The organism is Amnibacterium kyonggiense (genome assembly GCF_004364555.1).
GTDB classification, from domain to species: Bacteria; Actinomycetota; Actinomycetes; order Actinomycetales; family Microbacteriaceae; genus Amnibacterium; species Amnibacterium kyonggiense.
Genome location: NZ_SOAM01000001.1, coordinates 514,886 through 532,855 on the forward strand (window position 1 = coordinate 514,886; position 17,970 = coordinate 532,855).

Genomic DNA, 17,970 nt, shown 5'->3' on the forward strand with positions numbered 1-17,970 from the left:
CAGCGGATTCGGAGGCCTACGCCTCGACGTCCTGGACGACCTCGTTGCGCCGGAGGAACCACGGCTTGAACGGCGGGTCGAATCGCGCGAATCGCGGCGCGCCGACCGGTCGCAGCCCGGCTGCGTCGAGCGCCTCCCGGAGCTGCTGCTCGTGCCGGCGGAAGGCGGCGGCCGAACTCGAACCGGAGAAGCGGAGCGCCGCAGCCGTGGACGCCGGCACCGCGCGGATGCGGATGGACGGATCGGTGGGCACGGGCGCCGACGCCGCGGTCATCCCGGCCGGCAGCACGAACGCCACCGCGTGGGTACCTCGGGCCGTTCCCGTCGGGCCGGCCTGGACGACCGGCGCGGTCATCGGCACCCGCTGGCCCGCCGCCGTCGACCGCTGGACGACGGGCGCGGTCATCGCGACCGATCGCCGAGCGGTGTTGGCGCCGCTGATGTACCCGAAGAGCCGCCCGAAGGCGACGTTCCCGGCGCGGTCGAACGGGGCCTCGACCTCGACCTCCGCGACCGTGTGAGCCGGATAGCGGCGCAGCTCGAACGCCGCGGTCCGCCGGAGGACCTCGTACGGCTGCTGCTCGGTCATGAGGAGCGGAGCATACGTCCGCGGCGGGATGGGGACGAGGGCGCGAGGTCCCTCCCTCGCCCTCGGGCGTGCAGCGGCGCGGTCGACGTGTCCGTCGTCAGATCCGGCTCGCGCGGCCGTCCACGGTCAGCTCACTGCCCGTGACGGAGGAGCTGCGCGGGCTCGCGAGGTGGAGCACCGCCTCGGCGATCTCGTCGGGAGCGCCGAGCCGCCGCATCTGCACGCCCTGCGCCGACCCGTCCAGCAGTACTGCGGACGCGGTGACGCGTCCGGATCGCCCGGCGGGCTGCCTCACGATCATGGGCGGCATCGCCTCAGCCGGTTCGGCGGTGCCCGACTTCCTCGGCGCGAGTCGGAAGGGCGGCGAGCGCGCCCTCGCGGATCGCCTGCAGCGCGCGGTCGACGACGGTGACTTCGTCGCGGGCACGGACGCTGCGGCGCTCGCCCGGTACCTCATGGCGGTGACCGAGGGGCACGCGGTCCACGCGGCCGCGGGCGTGACGCGGGAGGAGCTGCGGGCGTCCGCCCGCATCGCGCTGACGGCTGTCGCCGCGATGGTCGAGCAGCGCTGACCCCCCGGTCCGCCCCGAGCCGATCGACTCTGCAGGGTCGTCGCCCGGTCCGCTCAGTGCATGAGACGCCGGATCTCGACGGGGGAGAACCGCGTCTCGGCGAGCATCCCGGCGATCTCGACCGCGCGCTCCTGCGCCGCGACGTCGACGACGTAGTACCCGCCGACGACCTCGACGCCCTCGGTGAACGGCCCGCGCATCGACAGGACCTGCCCGCGGTGCGTGCCGATCACGGTCGCGTCGTCCGGGTCGAGCTCGTTGCCGTCGACGAGCTCGCCGGTCCGCTGCAGCTCGATGGAGAGTCGCCGGTGCGCGTCGTCGAAGACCGTCGGGTCCTCGTCCCACTGCTTCGCCGCGTCCGCGTCCGTCGAGATCAGGATCATGTAGCGCATCGGGCGCTCCTTCTGTCGGTGTCACCCCTACGACGGATCAGCGCGGCCCGGAAGGACACCTTCCCCGGTAGACATGGGGAATGGAGACCGCTGCGGCACGAGCGGAGCGGTGGATCGCCGAGCTCGGTCTCGAACCGCTCTCGGGTGAGTCGGGCTGGTGGTGCCGGGCGGACGAATCGGCGCTCCCGGTCCGCTTCCACGACGTCGCGATGCCGGCCTTCAGCTCCATCTACTACCTGCTCGACCCGCGGCGTCCGGTGAACGTCTGGCACCGACTCGACTCCGACGACACGCACGTGCTGATCGACGGCGGACCGGTCGAGTACGTGTTCCTGCGAGCAGGGCACGAACCGTCCCGACACGTGCTCGGGCGGGATCTCCGCGCTGGACAGGTGCCGATGCTGACGGCACCGGGCGGCACGTGGAAGGCGCTCCGGCTGCTCGAGCCCGATGGCTTCGCGCTGATGGCCACGATCGTCACGCCGGCGTGGACCGAGGAGGGCGTTCGCATCGGTCTCCCCGTCGAGGACGCGCGGCGATGGTCCGGCTCCGCGCCGTGGCTCACGGACGAGGTGATCGCGCTGCTCGGCGAGGAGTGACCGTCGACGCGGCGGCGAGCGCCCTGGGAGGCGCTGCGTATCCGGATGATCTCGACGCGTCCCGAGCATTCTGCCTACCCTCAGAGAGAAAGGCCTTCCGATCGGTCGAGCGATCGAACGCGGTCCAGCCGGACCCGTCGACAGCGCGCTCGGCCCGAGGGGCGGCGACGATGCAGGGACTCGAGGGCTCGACCGCGGCCGGCCGTCGACCGGGCGTCGGACGACGGACCCGACCTCCGCCGACTACGGCCCTGGCTGTTCGAGAGCGGGGTCGAGTCGCCGTTCACGTGGGCGTTCGAGGGGGCCGGCGGGCTCGAGCGGCTGACGGACGGCGCGAGCTGGACCGTGGACGACCCCGCGTCCTTCTCCGCACGTCTCGTCCGCGTGCAGCTCGACCACGTCGCGCTCGAGGTGCTCGCCGCGACACCGCATCGGTACACGCGCGCCCGTACCCCGGCCGCGGATCCGAGCGTCGCCCTGTTCAGCTTCGTGCTCGTCGCGGAGGAGTCCCTGCTGCTCACGACCCCGTTCATCGCAGCGGCGGTTCCCGCTGACCCGCGGATCCCTGTTCGGCCAGGGAGTCGGCCGTCGCTGGTCAAGCCCTGCGCAGGTCGAGGACACAGGCTCGCCCGATGTCGACGAACGATCCAGGAACCACGTCCGAGAAGCCCGACGACGCGGAGGCGACGTCGCCGGATTCGCTACCGAGCGGTGCAGGACCGCAGGCGGACGGGGAGCAGAGCGACATCGCGTCCGGCGGCGGGTCCGCATCATGAGCGCTCGCGCTGCTCTTCGCGGAACGGCCTCGGCGCGGCGACCGGAGGACGGCCCGCTCGGCAGCGACCCGCGGCCCGACCCGACCGACCCCCGCACCGCCGACCCTCACACCGGCGAGCAGCCGGACGGCGCGCCCGTCGAGAACCCGTCCGGCTGACGCGTCGTCGACCGATCAGGATCCCTCGGACTCCGAGAGTCCAGGACCTGCTCGGTCGGCGGTGCGCCGGCACGCATGTTCGGCCGTCATGCTGCGGGCTCACCCGCGTTCCTTCGCGTGCCGTCGCGGCGCCGCGTGGAGCGACTCGGACGTCTCGATCCGAGGAGCCGCGATGTCATCACTGCAGGTCGGCCGATGCCCGACGGACGGGTGCGACGAACCGGTCACGCTCGGCGATCTGCTGGACGTCGAGCACGGCGCCCCGATCTGGACGTGCGCGGGAGGTCACTACGGCCCGAAGGTCGTCGGCGCCTCGCGCGACGACTAGGCCGGAGCCCGCTCCGGTCGGCCGATCGGCACGCCGGCGACTGCCGTCAGGCCGGGGAGCGAGCCGCGCGGGACGGGACGACGTACTGGCTGCGACTCGGCGACGAGCGCCGGCCGGCAGCGCGTCATCGCGTCCCGCGGGAGCGTTCGGAGTCCGTCGCGGACTCGCCCCTCGAGCGCGGGAAGCAGAAAACCCCCGGTCTCCCGGGGGTTTCAGTGGTGGCTCCGACCGGCGTCGATCCGGTGACCTTTCGATTTTCAGTCCTCTTTGAGGGGTCAGATCGAAGGGACAGAACGCCCGCGATCCGCGGAATGACAGGGATCTGCGCTCATCTGGATCGCTTGGGTTCGCGCTGAATCTCGCTCAGATGTGGCCAGAATGTGGCCACGGCGACGGGTCGCGACACGCCGGGAAGTGGTGCGCCTGGTCGCGGGAGCTCGCGTTCGAGGTGCGGGTGATCGCAGGCCCGTCGCGGGCCAACACCTCATCCGGCCAGAGTCCGCCGGAGGAGGGAGATCGCCACGGCAGCAGCGTCCGATCTGGCCTCAAGACGCGGCGTCAGCCCCAGCGTGCCGCCCGGACGTTCCCGTCGTGCCCGACGACGAGGGAGATGCGGCCGGCGTCCGAGGCGGAGGAACCGTAGTCGTCCTCGTCGGCCTGGGAGACGTGCGCCTGCAAGCCGGACTGCTCGATGACTGAGATCGCGGCCGCGAGCGACGCCCCCACGACCTCGTCGCGATGGACGTACAGCCAGCGGTCCGCGTCGATCGGCTCATCGGATTCGGAGCGGGGGCCGCTGCGGTGGTTCTCCCCGTACCACTGCTCGACGCGGTCCTGCTTGCCCGAGTTCGTCCTGCTCGCCTCATCGAACGAGGCCCTTCCCGTGAGGACATCGAGCACCAGCGCCGCGAGGGATCGGTGTTCAGCATGGGCGCGCGAGGTCAACGCCGCGGTGGCGACCGCGATGGAGCTGTGGCGTTGGGCGGACACGATCCCGATGGCCTGGTTGAGCCCGGTCCAGCCGCTGGCGACCTCCTCGCTGCCCGGGGCGGGGAGGATCTCGAAGTCGTCCCACTCCAGGTCGACGACGGATTCCGGAGGGAGGGCGGGTTCGCTGCTCGGGTGTAGGCCCATGGCCGTTCTGCTCCTGACGAGGTCGAGTCCCCGGAGACGTGCTGTGTGGCGGAACCGCCTCTCTCACCCCGAACCGTCCGGAGAAGCCAGTCCTCCGAGACGGTTCGACGACGAGCTGAGGCTCGGTTCAGGAGGACGAAGGCCGGACGAAGTCGATCTCGGACGAGGCTGCCACCACGAGGGCGTACCGCTCGGTCTCTCGATCGGTGAACGCCTGCAAGTCCGCCATCCGGATGTCGTCCTGCTCCGCGACCAGCTCGGACGCCTCGTGCAGGACAGCGGCGACCTGGGCCGCGAGTCCGGACTTCAGTTCAGCGAGGGAGGTGTGCTCGATCTCGAGGCGGCGGTCGACGACCTTCAACGCGACGTGCTCGAACCCGGCGGCCGACAGTCGACCGTGGGTGGCGGAACCCTCGATGAGAACTACCTCCCGCGGCAGTGGGCGTCTGCTGAAGATGGCCGGAACGGTGTAACGCTCGGGTGCGTCCTTGGTGCCGAGGGACATCGGCAGCGCGGTCGTCAGGATCCCGGTCAACTGCAGGTCGGGGTGAGCGCTCGGGGTGTACTCGGACTGCTTCACGGTGTCGCTCATTTCCGGACGGTAGCGGGAGGGGATGTGCGGCTGCACAGGGAGCGGGGATGTGGTCCACGGCCCCGCGGAGCGGTGGATCGGCGACGCGAGATGCTGTTCATCGCCACGGTCAGACCGAAGCGGCGGGCGCATCGGGCCCGCTGGTGACATCACGATCGACGGAGTGGAGCAAGGGCGTCTCGAGGAGACCGCCGTCCGCGTCGATGAAGACCAGGGCGTTGCCTGCCGGGACGGAGAATTTCATCGACTCACCTCGTTCCGTGTCTTTGCCGGGCGCGGGAAGGGGCGGCTGAGCGTTCGAGACGGCGCCGGCCCCGTCGACGATGCCGATTGGTTCTCGGCTGTGCCACGCCAGAGGCGAGGCGCGGGTGCTCGTCCACCGAGTCCGCCGGTCAAAACGCACCGACCTGATCGACGTGCCCGTACCGGTCGGCGAGCAGCGCGACGCGGTATCGCTGCTTGGTCGGAGGGACATCGGCGCGAGACCACAGGACCACGTGCGCGAACCCCGCGGCTTTGATCACCGCGACGGCTTGGACGAGCGGGAGCCCGGTGAGGAAGCGGTGGTTCATCAGGACGTACTCCCGTGCCTCGATGCCCTCCCACGCGGGCCGGCGGACCTCAAGGCTCGTCTGCTCGGCCGGGTCGCTGGGCGACGTCGCCGTGAAGCGCTGGACCATCAGTCGGCGCCCCGATCGCCGGCTCGAACCGAGTCCGGTGCGAGGCCGTGCTGCGCGAGCCATCCGAGCACGTCGTCGGCGACGTGCTCCCAACCGTGGTCGATCGTCAGCGAATGCCCGCGGCCCTCGAACTCGTGGTACTCCGTGGTCGACGCGCTGTTGTCGGCGTACAGCTTCGCGACCTGCAGCGTCACGACCTTCGGGACGGTGTGATCCTCGGTGCCGGAGGTCAGCAGCAGCGGCCCGCGGACCGCGGAGTGCGTGTCGACCGCAGCAGCGGAATGCCGGCTGAAGTTCGCGGCGGCGTCCTCGAACAGCGGCCGGCCCGGACCGGGGATGCTCCAGGAGTCGAACAGTGCGTCGGACTCCTCGGCCGGCAGGGTGTTGCCGAAGCCGTACCGGAACTGCTTCGCCGTCAGCGCGACCGTCTTCTTCCGGAGTGCAGGGTGGCCGAGGACCGGGAATCCCGACCGGAGCTGCGCGAACGGCAGGGCCGTGACTCCCCGGATCGGCGCGGGATCGATCGCCACGGCTGCGGACACGAGATCGAGCGCGAGCAGCTCCTGGGCGATCAGGCCGCCGAAGGAGTGGCCGACGACCACCGGTCTGATGCCCAGGCGGGCGATCAGGTCGATGTAGTGGCGGCAGATGTCCGCGATGCCGATGCCGTTCATCGCCGCAGGGTCCGCGCGGGTCGCGGCGACCGTGTCCCCGTCTCCGGGCCAGCCGGGGGCGATCGGGGTATAGCCGCGCGAGGCGAACAGGTCCATCCACGGCTGCCACGCGGCTGCGTGGATCCAGAGGCCGTGGATGAAGACGACATCGGTCGTTGCGGGCATTTCGTGCTCCTCGAGGGGGTGTGGATTCCCGGCTGAGGCGATGCCGTGGCCGGGGCTCTCGGGTCCGGGCGCTCGACCCGGCGATCGCTCGTCGGCTCTGTGCTGGGCTGTCACCTGCAAGCGATCCGATACCGACGCGGAAGAAGAGTCGCGGGGTGACGACACGGGATCAGGGACACGTTCGGGTCGTAGCCCATCGCCCATCCCCTTCCACGTCGGTGGTCGAGGGCGCGAGAGCGCCGTTGCTCCGCACCCGGGCGCACACGATGCGGACGAGTCCGAGCCGTGCGATCCCCGTCCTCATGGTCCGGCCGCGCCACGACGACCGATAGAGCAGAAGGGCCTGTCCTGTCGGCCGATCCGGACGACGAGCCCTTCGCCCCGGCGTTCGCTGCGCGTGCTGAACGCAACCACGCCTCCTTCCGGCGGCCGCCGTCGGTCGCGGTGCTGTCGGCGGCGTGCACGATCGCAGTAGGGACCCGGATGTTGACCAAGGCGTCGTGGCAGACCGCGCCGAGGGCAGGCGGAGTGCTCGAGTCGGTTCTCGAGTCGCCGAGTACGAGCAACTGCGCGCCGCCTGAGGCCGCGATCAGCACCTCGGCGACCGGGCCGTGGCGCGAGTGCTCACGCATGTCGATCCCGGGGTGCCGTGCGCGTGCGGCGGCGCCGAGCACGCCGAGGAGCGGATCGACGGGGCCGGTCGGACCATCGATCGGATCTGCACGGACGATCACCAGCGGTTGCCCGGTCGCCGCGGCTTCGTCGGCTGCGAATTCGAGCGCCGCTCGTCCGGCGAGCGACCCGTCGCCGCCGACGACGACACCGAGCGGGTCCGCGATGGTCGGGGCGGGGACGACGACCACCGGGCACGCGGAGCTCGCGGCGAGGGCCAAGGTCGTCGATCCGAAGATCGAGCCGTGGATGAAGCCTGTCTTGTGCGTGCCCACCACGACGAGGTCGAAGTCGTCCGACGCGGCGACGAGCTGCCACATGACACTGCCCCGCAGGGCTCGGACCCGCACCTGTGAGTCCGGTTCCATCGCCTCCGCTCGGTGCAGCTCCTGCGCCAGCGACGGCGCCCATGGCCCTGGGGTGGCCGTTGCATCGCGCGGGTCCGCGACGTGGATGAGCACCACCTCCGCCGAGCTCCGGATCGCGCGGCGCATCGCCCACTCGAGCGCATCCCGACTGTCCGTCGGCTGCGCGATTCCGACCGCGATCGTGTTCGACATGAGCAGGCCCCCGAGTGCGCGGCCGTGCTGGGTGGTCGGCGCTCCGCACTGCGTCGACCACTGTCGCTCGGTTCCGCCCCTGGCCGGTAGAGGCGCAGTACCCGCCTGACGCATCCGTGATCTCGGCACAGAGGCTTACACTCCGCCGGACGCCCGATCGCCGGACGGTTCTGACGACGCACGCGGACGGGTGGTCGGCATCGATACCGGTCGAGGCAGCAGGCGGAAGCAGCCGCCCGCCCATCGCGCGGGGCCCATACGATCCGAGTCGCCGCCGGATACGGCATCGCACCGCGAGCAGTCGCTCGCGCTCACCGCTCTCCGGGTCGAGCACGAGCGGCAGACGCTGCTCGCCGAACGCCGGGATCGCTGGTCAGACGCCGCCATCGCCACGACATCGACGCTGCTGCGCGGGATCGAGACGCGACCACTGCTCGTCCTGGCATCGGCGGTCAGAGCGGTCGCCGGAGCAGACACCGTGACCGTCGTCCGCGCACTCGGCGATCCGGCTGCTCTCATTGTCGTGGCCGCTACCGGCACCACGAACCCCTTCGTCGCCGGCGATGCGGTGCCGCTGACCGACACCCCCTCCGGCGGGGTCTTCCGCGGCGGCCACCCTCGCCTCCTCCCACAGGGGCCGCTCGGGCAGGGCGCCGGGATCCTGGAAGAGCTCCGAGGTCCGGCCATGACGGTGCCGATGCAGAGCGCCGATCGGGTCGTCGGTGCGTTCCTCGTCACCCGGACACACGGTCGTCCCGCCTTCGAGGAGTCGGACCTCGAGCAGCTCGCCCTGTTCGTCGACCACGCGACCGTGGCGATCGAGCTCGCCGAAGCCCGGATCGGCCGGGAGCGAGGAGCACTGCTGGAAGAGCGAGCCCGCATCGCCCGCGATCTGCACGACACCGCGATCCAACAGCTCTACGCGGCGGGCCTCGAACTCCGAGCGACGGCTGCCGGACTCGCGGCCGGCAGCGTGCCCGACGGACTCACCCGCGCGCTGCACCTCGTCGACGGCGCGATCGGGCAGATCCGCACAGTCGTGCTCGCCCTCTCACCGGACCCGGACGGTGCATCGCTGCGCGCCCGCGTACTCGAAATGGTCCGAGGCGTGGAGCACTCCTTCGGAGCGCCCCCGCGGGTCGGCTTCGACGGCCCGATCGAGCTGGTCGAACCGGGCCCGCTCGCCGAGGACGTCCTCGCGGTCGTCCGAGAGTCGCTGACGAACGTGGCGAAGCACGCGTCTGCGCATCACGTCACCGCGGCGATCCGAGTGATCGACGGCAGCGTCGAGGTCGAGGTGTGGGACGACGGGGTCGGCATGCCGGGTCGACCGCCTCGCAGCGGACTCGACAATCTCGCAGAGCGTGCGCGCGCTCGGGAAGGCGACTTCTCCATCACCTTCGACTGCCCGGGCACCGCCGTGGTGTGGCGTGTGCCGCTGCCGACACGGGCGGAGCTGACGTGACCTCGCACCCGATCCGCGTCTTCCTGGTCGATGATCACGAACTCGTGCGGCGCGGGATCACGGCATTCCTCGCCACCGCGGGAGACATCGACGTCGTCGGCGAAGCGGCGACCGCCGCTCAGGCGGTCCGGCGCATCCCGGCCCTGGCTCCGGATGTCGTCCTGCTCGACCTGCGGCTTCCCGACGGCAGCGGCATCGACGTGTGCCGCGCGATCGCGTCCACGGGTGCTGCGACCCGGTCGATCATCCTGACCGCCTTCGACGACAGCGACGCCGTCCTCGCCGCCGTCGTCGCGGGCGCCGCAGGCTTCTTTCGGAAAGACGTGACGGGAGACCGGCTCATCGATGGGATCCGTCTCGTGACGGACGGGGCGTCGCTGCTCGACGCGGACGTCATCGCCCGCGCGACCCGGGACCTGCACGCCGCCAGGGGACACGAAGACCAGCTGCTCGCGCTCAGTGAGCGGGAGCGGCAGGTGCTGACACTCATCGCTGACGGTCTGACGAACCGGCAGATCGCTTCCCGGCTCTTCCTCGCCGAGAAGACGGTGAAGAACTACGTCTCCAGCGTCCTCACGAAGCTCGGCCTGCACAGTCGCACCCAGGCGGCCGTGCTGCGGGTCGGCTCTGCCTGGCACGGTTCGGGCGATCGAGACTTCGAACGAGGAACCATCGAACCCGCTCGGCTCGCCGGGCGGTCCGGACCCGGCAGGTCCCACGGTGAAGTACCTCGCCGATCGGGAGGCTCCACCGAATCGTCGTAGGGGTGACAGACCCGTCGGCCGGTAGATGACGGCGACGCAGTTGCCCTCGCCGCGTCCTCAGAGCTCGGACGGTCCAACTCCTCGACGGTGGTGCGGCCTCAATCCGGTCGGAGAATTCTATGTCACCCGCTCCGGCAGACCGACGAACGCACGCATCAGAGGTCAGCCCGTCGCGCAGTCCCCGAGCCGGCGTCTGATGGCCGTCGTCACAGATCCAGACGTGACGCCCGGACGCGTAGGCAAGGTCGTCGTACACGGGGAACGCGCCGGCCGCGCAGTTCCCTCGCGGGCAGATGCCCCGGCTCAGCATCGGCGAGCCGGCGTGCGACCTCGGTCGCGTCCGAGAAGCGATGGCGTCACCGACGCCGTTTGGAGGTGTTCCACTCGTTGCCCCTTTTTACCGTCGCTGATGAACAGTCGGCCGGGGTCCAGAGCAGGGCCCCGAACGTACGGCGGCTCGGTGGAAGCCGCCTGCCTGCTCTCCGGGAGTCAGTGTCGACTGGACCTTCGACCCTGTCGCGCGCGTCGAAATCAGCATCAGCGCGATCGAAGACCCCTCGCAGCCCCCGTCGTCGAGGCCGTCGTCGACGGTGCTGGGGTGCGCGACGGGTTTCGGACGTCTTGCCCTGTCCTGGCCTGCCACCTCCGCGATGCGGCTCCCGAACCACCCTCACTCAGCAGAAAAGCATTGCTGAGTAAGGGTGGTTCGGGAGTGCAGGTGGCAGGCCAGGACAGGGCAAGAGGAGAGCAGACAAGGGCGAGGGGAGGGAGAGGAGAGGTCAAGAGTGGAGTTCGGGGACGGATCGGTCAAAGCGTCATCTGAGCTGACGGACGGTGGCGGGGGAGACGCGGAGGTGGTGCTGTCGGTGGGCGGTGTTCTCGTTCGGGGAGCGGATGGGGACCGGTCGGAGAGGGCAGCGGTGAGCGCGATGGTGCGGACGTTCGACCAGGACGAGCGGACCGTGTGGGTGATGCCGCGGGACGAGCGGATGATGACGTGGTTTCAGATCGTGCGGATCGCGAACGTGCAGTCCGTGCGGTGGGTGCTCGGAGCGCTGAACCGGCGGCCCACACCGGTGTCGGTTCGGAGGGCGCAGGCCTGGTGTGCGCGCATGGAAGCCGCTGGGCTGGTCGAGAGGGCGCAGCTCGGCGGTGCCGGCGGATCCCTGGTGTGGGCGACCTACGCCGGGACCGGGATGGGCAAGCCGAACCTCTACCGGCAGACGACCCGGCACGAGGTCGCGGTGTCAGCGGCGTCCGCCCGGTACGCCGCGGCCGGCTACGCGTGGCAACGAGACGAGAAACCAACCCTTGTCGGTGGGCATCAGGCAGACGGGATCGCGCTCGCGCCGCAATGGGTGGAGTTGATCGAGGTGGAACTGACCGGGAAGCGGATGCCGCGGTACGCGTCGATCTTCGCCGCCTACCGCCGCCGCCTCGACTACGGCGACGGGAACGTCATCACCTATCTCTGCAATGCGGAGTCCGCCAGAACAGTCCGCGAAGCCCTCCTCACCCTTCCTGCCGGCCGCGACATCGCTCCCCGCATCCAGGTCCACGAGGTCTACGACCGAGCAGGCCTCTGGGCCGGTGGAACCCTTCCCGATTGGTTGCAACCAGCAGCCGATCGAGCGCGATTCTGAAACTGGCCGCCCCGATGGGTTCGGTGGAGAGTTACGCGACCTCGGCAGGGAAGCGCTACCGGGTGCGGTACCGGACACCTGATCGGCGCGATACCCAGAAGCGGGGCTTCCGGACGAAACGCGAAGCCGAGGACTACCTCGCGAGCGTCGAGGTCGCCAAGATGCGCGGCGAGTGGGTCGATGCGTCGCGCTCGAGGATCACGGTGGGGGAGTGGGCGCAGGAGTGGCTTGACGCTCAGGTGCAGCTGAAGCCGACGACGCTCTCCGGTTATCGGCATGCCCTCGAGAAGCACGTCGTGCCGCGCTGGGGGAAAACGCGGCTCGTCGACGTCTCGCACGCCGAAGTGCAGAAGTGGGTGACCGGCCTCTCGACGACGCTCGGGCCGTCCGCGGTCAGGCAGACCCACCTCGCGCTGTCCGGCGTGATGAAGTTCGCCATCCGTGACGGACGTCTCGCCCGCAACCCCTGTGCGGACATTCGGCTCCCCCGGCTCGTCAAGAAGCGACGCGGCTATCTCGCTCATGAGCAGGTCGCGGCCCTCGTCGCGGAGCTGGGCGGCAATGGTGACGTCGCGCTGTTCCTCGCCTACACCGGCCTCCGGTGGGGCGAGATGGCCGCGCTCCGGGTCGACCGCGTCGACATGGTCCGTCGGCGGATCGAAGTGGCCGATGCTGTGTCGGAACCGCGCGGGCAGCTGGTCTGGGGCACCCCGAAGACGCACGAACGCCGGTCGGTACCCTTCCCAGCCCTTCTGCTCGAGCCGTTGCGGGTGCGGTGTGCCGGCAAGGCCAAGGACGACTTCGTCTTCACCGGGGCCGACGGTGGTGTGCTCCGCGGAACGAACTTCCGTCCGCGCCACTTCGAACCGGCGATCAAGCGGCTCCGTGCCCGGGATTCCGAGTTCCCGGACATCACGATGCACGATCTTCGTCACACTGCCGCCAGCCTCGCGATCAGTGCTGGCGCGAACGTGAAGGCCGTTCAACGCATGCTCGGGCATGCCTCCGCCGCGATGACCCTCGACGTCTACGCAGACCTGTTCGACGACGACCTCGACTCCGTCGCCGACGCGCTCGACCGCGGTGCCAGGGAGGCTGCCTCGCCCGAGGTGCGATCGCGGCCACGGACGCATGGCCACGGTGTGGCCACGCCGACGGCGGCGACCCTCTTCGACTGAGCAGCGCTGCTCAGCAGATCGCGTCCGATCGCAGAAGCGCTCGTTCAGATGTGGCCAAATTGTGGCCACGAGCAGTCTCCGTGCCGTTCTCGGGTACTGTAGGAAAAAGAAAACCCCCGGCTGACCGGGGGTTTCAGTGGTGGCTCCGACCGGCGTCGATCCGGTGACCTTTCGATTTTCAGTCGAACGCTCTACCAACTGAGCTACAGAGCCGAAGGGTGCGGCTCTCGCCGCACCTTCGCGACCCTGACGGGACTTGAACCCGCGACCTCCGCCGTGACAGGGCGGCACGCTAACCAACTGCGCTACAGGGCCTTGCTGTGGTGAATCCAACCCGTCGGGATCGTGACCCCAACGGGATTCGAACCCGTGCTGCCGCCGTGAAAGGGCGGTGTCCTAGGCCGCTAAACGATGGGGCCGGAGTCCCCCGTCGCCGGGCTCACCGGGGGACGAGCATACGCGATCAGGAGAGGAAGTCGAAACGGGACCGGCCGTGCCCCGTTCGGGCAGGGACACGGGGGGCGTGATCCGACGAGCCGGGCGTAGCCGCACGCCCGGATTGTCGGATCACGCCCGCCGAGGAGCCGGAGGGTGCATTCGGCCCGGGGAACTCGCTCCCGGAGGGCTCACGGGGTCCGAACGGTGTGCTCGGCGCCACGCGGCGATCCTGCCCGGGGAAGCGCGGGCACCGGGTTAGCGTGGCGGATCGCCGCGGTACCCGCTCGCCGTGGCCTACTCGCGGGAGGTGTCTGTGGTCGATCCGTCCCGCCGACTCCTCCTCCGCGGCGGCCTCGTCGCGCTCGGCGCCGCCGGCGTCGCCGGGCTCGTCGCCGCGCCGCTCTCCGCGGAGGCCGCGTCCTACCCCTCCTGGAAGGACGTCCTCAAGGCGAGGTCGAACGTCAAGGAGAAGGCGAAGGAGATCGCGAGGCTCAAGGGCCTCCTCGCGCAGTCGCAGGCGGCAGCGGATGCGGCGCAGAAGGTCGCCGAGCAGAAGGGCACGCTCTACCAGACGGCCCAGGCGCGGGTCGACGCCTCCAACGAGCGACTGCAGACCATCGAGAAGCAGGTCGAGGCCGACGAGAAGCGGGCCGCCGACGCGAAGCAGCGTGCGGGGCAGCTCGCCGCGCAGCTCTCCCGCACCGGCGGGGCGGACCTCGAGACCACCCTCCTGCTCTCCGGCACCGACTCCAGCGCGAACGACTTCCTCAGCAAGCTCGGCAGCCTCTCGAAGCTCACCGAGACGAACTCGACGATCGCGGAGGACGCGGCCGCGTCGAAGAACGCCGCCGAGGCCACCCAGAAGCAGATGCAGCAGGTCAAGACCGAGCTCGTCGGGCTGAAGGAGCAGGCGCGGCTCGCGTTCCAGGCCGCCGTCCAGGCGAGCGCCGCCGCGAACGAGAAGGTGCAGCAGGAGCAGGCGCAGCAGGTCGAGCTGCAGGCGCGGCTGAACGCCCTGCAGGCGACCTCCGAGTCGGTCGCGCGCCGCTACCAGGCGGGCGTGGCCGCGGCCAAAGCGGCGCAGGCGGCCGGCGCCGGCGGATCCGTGAACGGCGCGGGCTGGGCGAACCCGGCCGGCGCCGGGCCGATCACCGGCGTCTTCGGACCGCGACCCGACCAGCCGGCCGGCGCGAACTTCTTCCACCGAGGCACCGACATCGGCGTGCCCTACGGCAGCCCGATCTACGCCGCGCACGCGGGCACCGTCGTGTACGCGGGCTGGTTCGGCACCTACGGCTACTGGATCGAGATCAACGACGGGGACGGGATCCAGACCGGGTACGCCCACATCCGCCCGGGCGGCATCTTCGTCCGCGTCGGCCAGCGCGTGAGCGCCGGGCAGAACATCGCCTCCGTCGGGCAGACCGGTGCGGCGACCGGCCCGCACCTCCACTTCGAGGTGCGGCTGAACGAGGTCGCCGTGAACGCGCAGCCGTTCATGGCGGCGCGGGGGATCGTCCTTGGCTCCTGAGGAGCCGCGCCGCCGGCGGGACGGCGCGTTCGGCGTCGTCGGGGCGGTGACCCTCGGCGCCGTCGCGGCGACCTTCGTCGCGCCGCCGGCGCTCGCGGACGACCCGGGCTACCCGAGCTGGGCGGAGGTGCAGCGCGCGAAGGCCGACAAGGCCGCCGCGGAGGCGGAGGGCGCCCGCATCACGACGCTCCTCGGGGACCTCCAGGACGCGTCGGACGCCGCCGGGCGCACCGCGTCGATCGCCGCCGAGCGGTACCACCGCGCGCAGCTGGCGGAGGACGCCGCCCGAGAGCAGCACGCCGCGCTCGCCGTACAGGCGGATCGTGCGGCCGCCGCTGCCCGCGTCTCGCGGATGCGCGCGGGCCTGCTCGCGGCCTCCGTCGCCCGCGGAGGGGGCGGCGAGCTCCAGCTCATGCTCGACGGCGGGCACGCCGACGACTTCCTCCAGCGCCTCGCGACCGTGACGCAGCTGTCCGCGCAGACGCAGGCGATCACCCGGGCCGCCCTCGTCGACGAGAACGAGGCGACCTCGCTCGGGGCGAAGGCCGACGCCGCGGCCGACGCGCTCGCCGAGCGGGCCGCCGCCGCGCGGGCCGCCCTCGACGTCGCGCAGCGGGCCGTCGCCGACGCGGCGACCGCGGTCGCGGCCGAGCAGCGGCACGCCGACCGCCTCGTCGCGCAGCTCGCCGAGCTGCGCGGCACCTCGACCCGACTCGCGGCCCAGTACGCCGCGGGCGTCCGCGCCGAGCAGCAGGCCCAGCAGGGGAGCGGGGGAGGCGGATCCGTCGCCGAACCGGTGTCGTCCGGCTCGGGAGGCGGCTCGGGCTCCGGGTCCGACCCGGGGTCGGGCTCGTCGGGGAGCTCCGGCGGGTCGAGCGGGTCGTCCGGCTCGGGGTCCGGCGCCCCGGCTCCGGCGCCGTCCACGGGGACGCCCGCGACGCCCGATCCGGTCCCTCCCGCCCCGGTGCGCACCCCGCCGCCGTCATCCGCGGGTGAGCCGAACTCCGCCCAGGCGGCGAGCGCCGTCGCGTTCGCGCGCGACCAGATCGGCGACCCCTACCGGTTCGCGGGCGCGGGGCCGAACAGCTGGGACTGCTCCGGGCTCACGATGATGGCCTACGCGACGGTCGGCATCGGGATCGGCGGCCACTCGGCGACCGCGCAGTACGACCTCGCGCGCTCGCAGGGACAGCTGGTGCCGTACTCGCAGGTGCGGGTGGGGGACCTGATCTTCTACACGGACGGCGGCGGCGACATGTACCACGTCGCCATCTACTCGGGCAGCGGGATGATGATCGAGGCGCCCTACGCGGGCGTCCCCGTCCGAGAGGTGCCGGTCCGGTCGGTCGACCGCGTCGGCCAGGTCGCCCGCCCGACCGCAGCCGCGAGCTGACCTCCGCGCCGTCGCGGATCCCCAGTTCCTCGGCGACACGCCGACGGCGGGGTCACCGCAGCGGCGTGTCGCCCAGGTTCTGCGGATCCGCGCGAGGAATGCGGATCCGCGAGATCGGCCGGCGGGAGGAGGCGATCCGCGGATCAGGAGTGGTCGGCGCCCGACTCCTGCAGGCGCGTGAAGCCGTCCTGCACGATCCGCTCGGCTTCGGCGGCGTCGCCCCAGCCCTCGATGTTCACGAACTTGCCCGGCTCGAGGTCCTTGTACCGGCGGAAGAAGTGCTCGATCTCGTTCTTCGTCTGCTCGGGGACGTCGCCGATGTCCTGGATGTGCTGCCAGCGCGGGTCCTTGTGCGGGACGACGACGACCTTCGCGTCGGAGCCGGCCTCGTCGCTCATGTTCAGCACGCCGACCGGACGCACCTTGACGCCCACGCCGGGGAACGCCGGGTACTCGAGCAGGACGAGGGCGTCCACCGGGTCGCCGTCGAGCCCGAGCGTGTTCTCGAAGAAGCCGTAGTCCGTCGGGTAGACGAACGAGGTGAACAGCACGCGGTCGAGGTAGACCCGGCCGGTCACGTGGTCGACCTCGTACTTGTTCCGGCTCCCCTTGGGGATCTCGATGATCACGTCGTACGCGGCCACGGCCGTCCTTTCCCTCGGATGAAGCGGCCATAACGTTAGCGAATGCCCGATCGGCCCCGCCTGACGCCGGCCACCGCGCAGACCCGCGGCGCCGTGCGGGCGCTGCTGCCGCTCGTCGGCCCCGGTGGGGCGCTCGTCGCGCTGTCCGGCGGGCCCGACTCCCTCGCGCTCGCCGCTGCGGCGGCGTTCGAGGGGCCGCGCGCCGGCGTCCGCATCGGTGCGATCGTCGTCGACCACGGGATGCAGCCGGGCTCCGCCGGGGTCGCCGAGCGCGCCGCGGCGGCCGCCGCGGGCCTGGGCCTCGACCCCGTCCTCGTTCGGCGCGTGGAGGTCGACGGGGAGGGCGGCCCGGAGGCCGCCGCGCGCACCGCCCGCTACGACGCGCTCCGGGCGGCGCTCGCCGAGACGGGCGCGTCGCACCTCCTCCTCGGGCACACGCTCGACGACCAGGCCGAGACGGTGCTCCTCGGGCTGGCGCGGGGATCCGGGCCGGATGCCGTCGCCGGCATGCGTCCGGTCGGCGACCCGGTCCTGCGCCCCTTCCTCGGTCTGCGCCGTGCGACGACCGTCGCGGCGTGCGCCGATCAGGGCCTCGAGCCCTGGGCCGACCCCATGAACGCGGACGCCCGCTTCGCCCGCGCGCGGGTGCGGGCCGAGGCGCTGCCGGCGCTCGAGGCGGCGATCGGACCGGGCGTCGCCGAGGCCCTCGCCCGCACCGCGGACCAGGTCCAGGAGGACGCCGCCGCGCTCGACGCCATCGCGGACGAGCTGGCGCCCGAGCTCGCCGAGCTGGCCGAGGGCGGCATCGCGCTGCCCGTCCCCGCGCTCGCGGCGAACCCGCCGGCGATCGTCCACCGGCTCATCCGGCTCGCCGTCGAGGACGAGTTCGGGCGCACGCTGTCGAGGGCGCAGACGCTCGCGGTCGCGCGGCTCGTCTTCGACTGGCACGGGCAGGGAGGCGTCGACCTGCCCGGCATTAGGGTGGTCCGCGCCGACGGGCGGCTGGAGTTCCTCGGCGCCTGA

The 17,970-nt window shown here is 71.5% G+C and carries 20 protein-coding genes and 3 tRNA genes; 11 read left to right on the forward strand and 12 right to left on the reverse strand.

The annotated features are described in order from the left end of the window. Positions 1-16: 16 nt before the first annotated feature. Together CLV52_RS02710 and CLV52_RS18805 are read right to left on the reverse strand one after the other, a co-directional pair. The gene (locus tag CLV52_RS02710; protein WP_133764615.1) at positions 17-589 is read right to left on the reverse strand and encodes an SOUL family heme-binding protein; all 573 of its coding nucleotides are present in this window, start codon (positions 587-589) and stop codon (positions 17-19) included. A 97-nt stretch (positions 590-686) separates the two neighbouring features. Then, positions 687-890, reverse strand: a complete 204-nt coding sequence (locus CLV52_RS18805) for an SDR family oxidoreductase (protein ID WP_246017925.1) — start codon at positions 888-890, stop codon at positions 687-689. On the opposite strand from CLV52_RS18805, the gene CLV52_RS18810 reads away from it, so the two are divergent. Next, positions 889-1,161, forward strand: coding sequence for a hypothetical protein (locus tag CLV52_RS18810; protein WP_246017927.1), 273 nt, complete (start codon positions 889-891; stop codon positions 1,159-1,161). The genes CLV52_RS18805 and CLV52_RS18810 overlap by 2 nt on opposite strands. A gap of 53 nt (positions 1,162-1,214) precedes the next feature. Here CLV52_RS18810 and CLV52_RS02720 read toward each other — a convergent pair whose 3' ends face one another. Further along, a complete protein-coding gene (locus CLV52_RS02720) occupies positions 1,215-1,553 on the reverse strand; it encodes a YciI family protein (RefSeq protein WP_133764619.1) in 339 nt (112 codons plus the stop codon). 80 nt (positions 1,554-1,633) lie between these two features. Between CLV52_RS02720 and CLV52_RS02725 the strand changes: the two genes are divergently transcribed. The 3 genes from CLV52_RS02725 (at position 1,634) to CLV52_RS18270 (ending at position 3,414) form a co-directional block, all read left to right on the forward strand. Beyond that, positions 1,634-2,152, forward strand: coding sequence for a cupin domain-containing protein (locus tag CLV52_RS02725; protein ID WP_133764621.1), 519 nt, complete (start codon positions 1,634-1,636; stop codon positions 2,150-2,152). A gap of 772 nt (positions 2,153-2,924) precedes the next feature. Then, the gene (locus CLV52_RS18265; RefSeq protein ID WP_162850684.1) at positions 2,925-3,086 is read left to right on the forward strand and encodes a hypothetical protein; all 162 of its coding nucleotides are present in this window, start codon (positions 2,925-2,927) and stop codon (positions 3,084-3,086) included. A 172-nt stretch (positions 3,087-3,258) separates the two neighbouring features. Beyond that, positions 3,259-3,414: a hypothetical protein gene (locus CLV52_RS18270; protein WP_162850685.1), complete on the forward strand. Its 156-nt coding sequence runs from the start codon at positions 3,259-3,261 to the stop codon at positions 3,412-3,414. A 558-nt stretch (positions 3,415-3,972) separates the two neighbouring features. Here CLV52_RS18270 and CLV52_RS02730 read toward each other — a convergent pair. From CLV52_RS02730 to CLV52_RS02750, 5 genes are all read right to left on the reverse strand, one after another. Next, complete coding sequence (locus CLV52_RS02730) at positions 3,973-4,548, reverse strand: hypothetical protein (RefSeq protein ID WP_133764623.1); 576 nt, start codon at positions 4,546-4,548, stop codon at positions 3,973-3,975. A 127-nt stretch (positions 4,549-4,675) separates the two neighbouring features. Next, positions 4,676-5,140 (reverse strand): hypothetical protein, encoded by a 465-nt coding sequence (locus tag CLV52_RS02735; protein WP_133764625.1) that lies wholly within the window; start codon positions 5,138-5,140, stop codon positions 4,676-4,678. Positions 5,141-5,532: 392 nt separating this feature from the next. Beyond that, positions 5,533-5,820, reverse strand: coding sequence for a hypothetical protein (locus CLV52_RS02740; protein ID WP_133764627.1), 288 nt, complete (start codon positions 5,818-5,820; stop codon positions 5,533-5,535). Then, positions 5,820-6,659 (reverse strand): alpha/beta fold hydrolase, encoded by an 840-nt coding sequence (locus CLV52_RS02745; protein ID WP_133764629.1) that lies wholly within the window; start codon positions 6,657-6,659, stop codon positions 5,820-5,822. Before CLV52_RS02745 ends, CLV52_RS02740 begins: the two co-directional genes overlap by 1 nt. Before the next feature lie 110 nt (positions 6,660-6,769). After that, positions 6,770-7,891 (reverse strand): universal stress protein, encoded by a 1,122-nt coding sequence (locus tag CLV52_RS02750; RefSeq protein WP_162850686.1) that lies wholly within the window; start codon positions 7,889-7,891, stop codon positions 6,770-6,772. Between the two features lie 190 nt (positions 7,892-8,081). Between CLV52_RS02750 and CLV52_RS02755 the strand changes: the two genes are divergently transcribed. From CLV52_RS02755 to CLV52_RS02770, 4 genes are all read left to right on the forward strand, one after another. Continuing rightward, positions 8,082-9,356, forward strand: a complete 1,275-nt coding sequence (locus CLV52_RS02755) for a GAF domain-containing sensor histidine kinase (protein ID WP_133764633.1) — start codon at positions 8,082-8,084, stop codon at positions 9,354-9,356. Continuing rightward, positions 9,353-10,120, forward strand: a complete 768-nt coding sequence (locus CLV52_RS02760) for a response regulator transcription factor (protein ID WP_133764635.1) — start codon at positions 9,353-9,355, stop codon at positions 10,118-10,120. Before CLV52_RS02755 ends, CLV52_RS02760 begins: the two co-directional genes overlap by 4 nt. A 785-nt stretch (positions 10,121-10,905) precedes the next feature. Continuing rightward, the gene (locus tag CLV52_RS02765; protein WP_133764637.1) at positions 10,906-11,763 is read left to right on the forward strand and encodes a hypothetical protein; all 858 of its coding nucleotides are present in this window, start codon (positions 10,906-10,908) and stop codon (positions 11,761-11,763) included. A gap of 14 nt (positions 11,764-11,777) precedes the next feature. Continuing rightward, the gene (locus CLV52_RS02770; protein WP_133765807.1) at positions 11,778-12,941 is read left to right on the forward strand and encodes a site-specific integrase; all 1,164 of its coding nucleotides are present in this window, start codon (positions 11,778-11,780) and stop codon (positions 12,939-12,941) included. Positions 12,942-13,078: 137 nt separating this feature from the next. On the opposite strand, the gene CLV52_RS02775 is transcribed toward CLV52_RS02770, so the two are convergent. From CLV52_RS02775 to CLV52_RS02785, 3 genes are all read right to left on the reverse strand, one after another. Beyond that, positions 13,079-13,154, reverse strand: a tRNA-Phe gene (locus tag CLV52_RS02775). A 28-nt stretch (positions 13,155-13,182) separates the two neighbouring features. Continuing rightward, positions 13,183-13,256: transfer RNA gene (locus CLV52_RS02780), tRNA-Asp, on the reverse strand. A 31-nt stretch (positions 13,257-13,287) separates the two neighbouring features. Then, positions 13,288-13,360, reverse strand: a tRNA-Glu gene (locus CLV52_RS02785). A 332-nt stretch (positions 13,361-13,692) separates the two neighbouring features. Between CLV52_RS02785 and CLV52_RS18815 the strand changes: the two genes are divergently transcribed. Both CLV52_RS18815 and CLV52_RS02795 read left to right on the forward strand, forming a co-directional pair. Next, the gene (locus tag CLV52_RS18815) at positions 13,693-14,910 is read left to right on the forward strand and encodes a M23 family metallopeptidase (RefSeq protein WP_133764639.1); all 1,218 of its coding nucleotides are present in this window, start codon (positions 13,693-13,695) and stop codon (positions 14,908-14,910) included. Next, complete coding sequence (locus CLV52_RS02795) at positions 14,900-16,303, forward strand: C40 family peptidase (RefSeq protein ID WP_133764641.1); 1,404 nt, start codon at positions 14,900-14,902, stop codon at positions 16,301-16,303. The genes CLV52_RS18815 and CLV52_RS02795 overlap by 11 nt, the downstream gene beginning before the upstream one ends. Positions 16,304-16,446: 143 nt before the next feature. Here CLV52_RS02795 and CLV52_RS02800 read toward each other — a convergent pair whose 3' ends face one another. Beyond that, on the reverse strand, positions 16,447-16,947 hold the full coding sequence (locus CLV52_RS02800; protein ID WP_133764643.1) for an inorganic diphosphatase: 501 nt from the start codon (positions 16,945-16,947) through the stop codon (positions 16,447-16,449). Between the two features lie 42 nt (positions 16,948-16,989). Between CLV52_RS02800 and tilS the strand changes: the two genes are divergently transcribed. After that, positions 16,990-17,970 carry a tRNA lysidine(34) synthetase TilS gene (tilS, locus tag CLV52_RS02805; RefSeq protein ID WP_133764645.1) on the forward strand — a complete coding sequence of 327 codons (981 nt, stop codon included), beginning with the start codon at positions 16,990-16,992 and terminating at the stop codon, positions 17,968-17,970.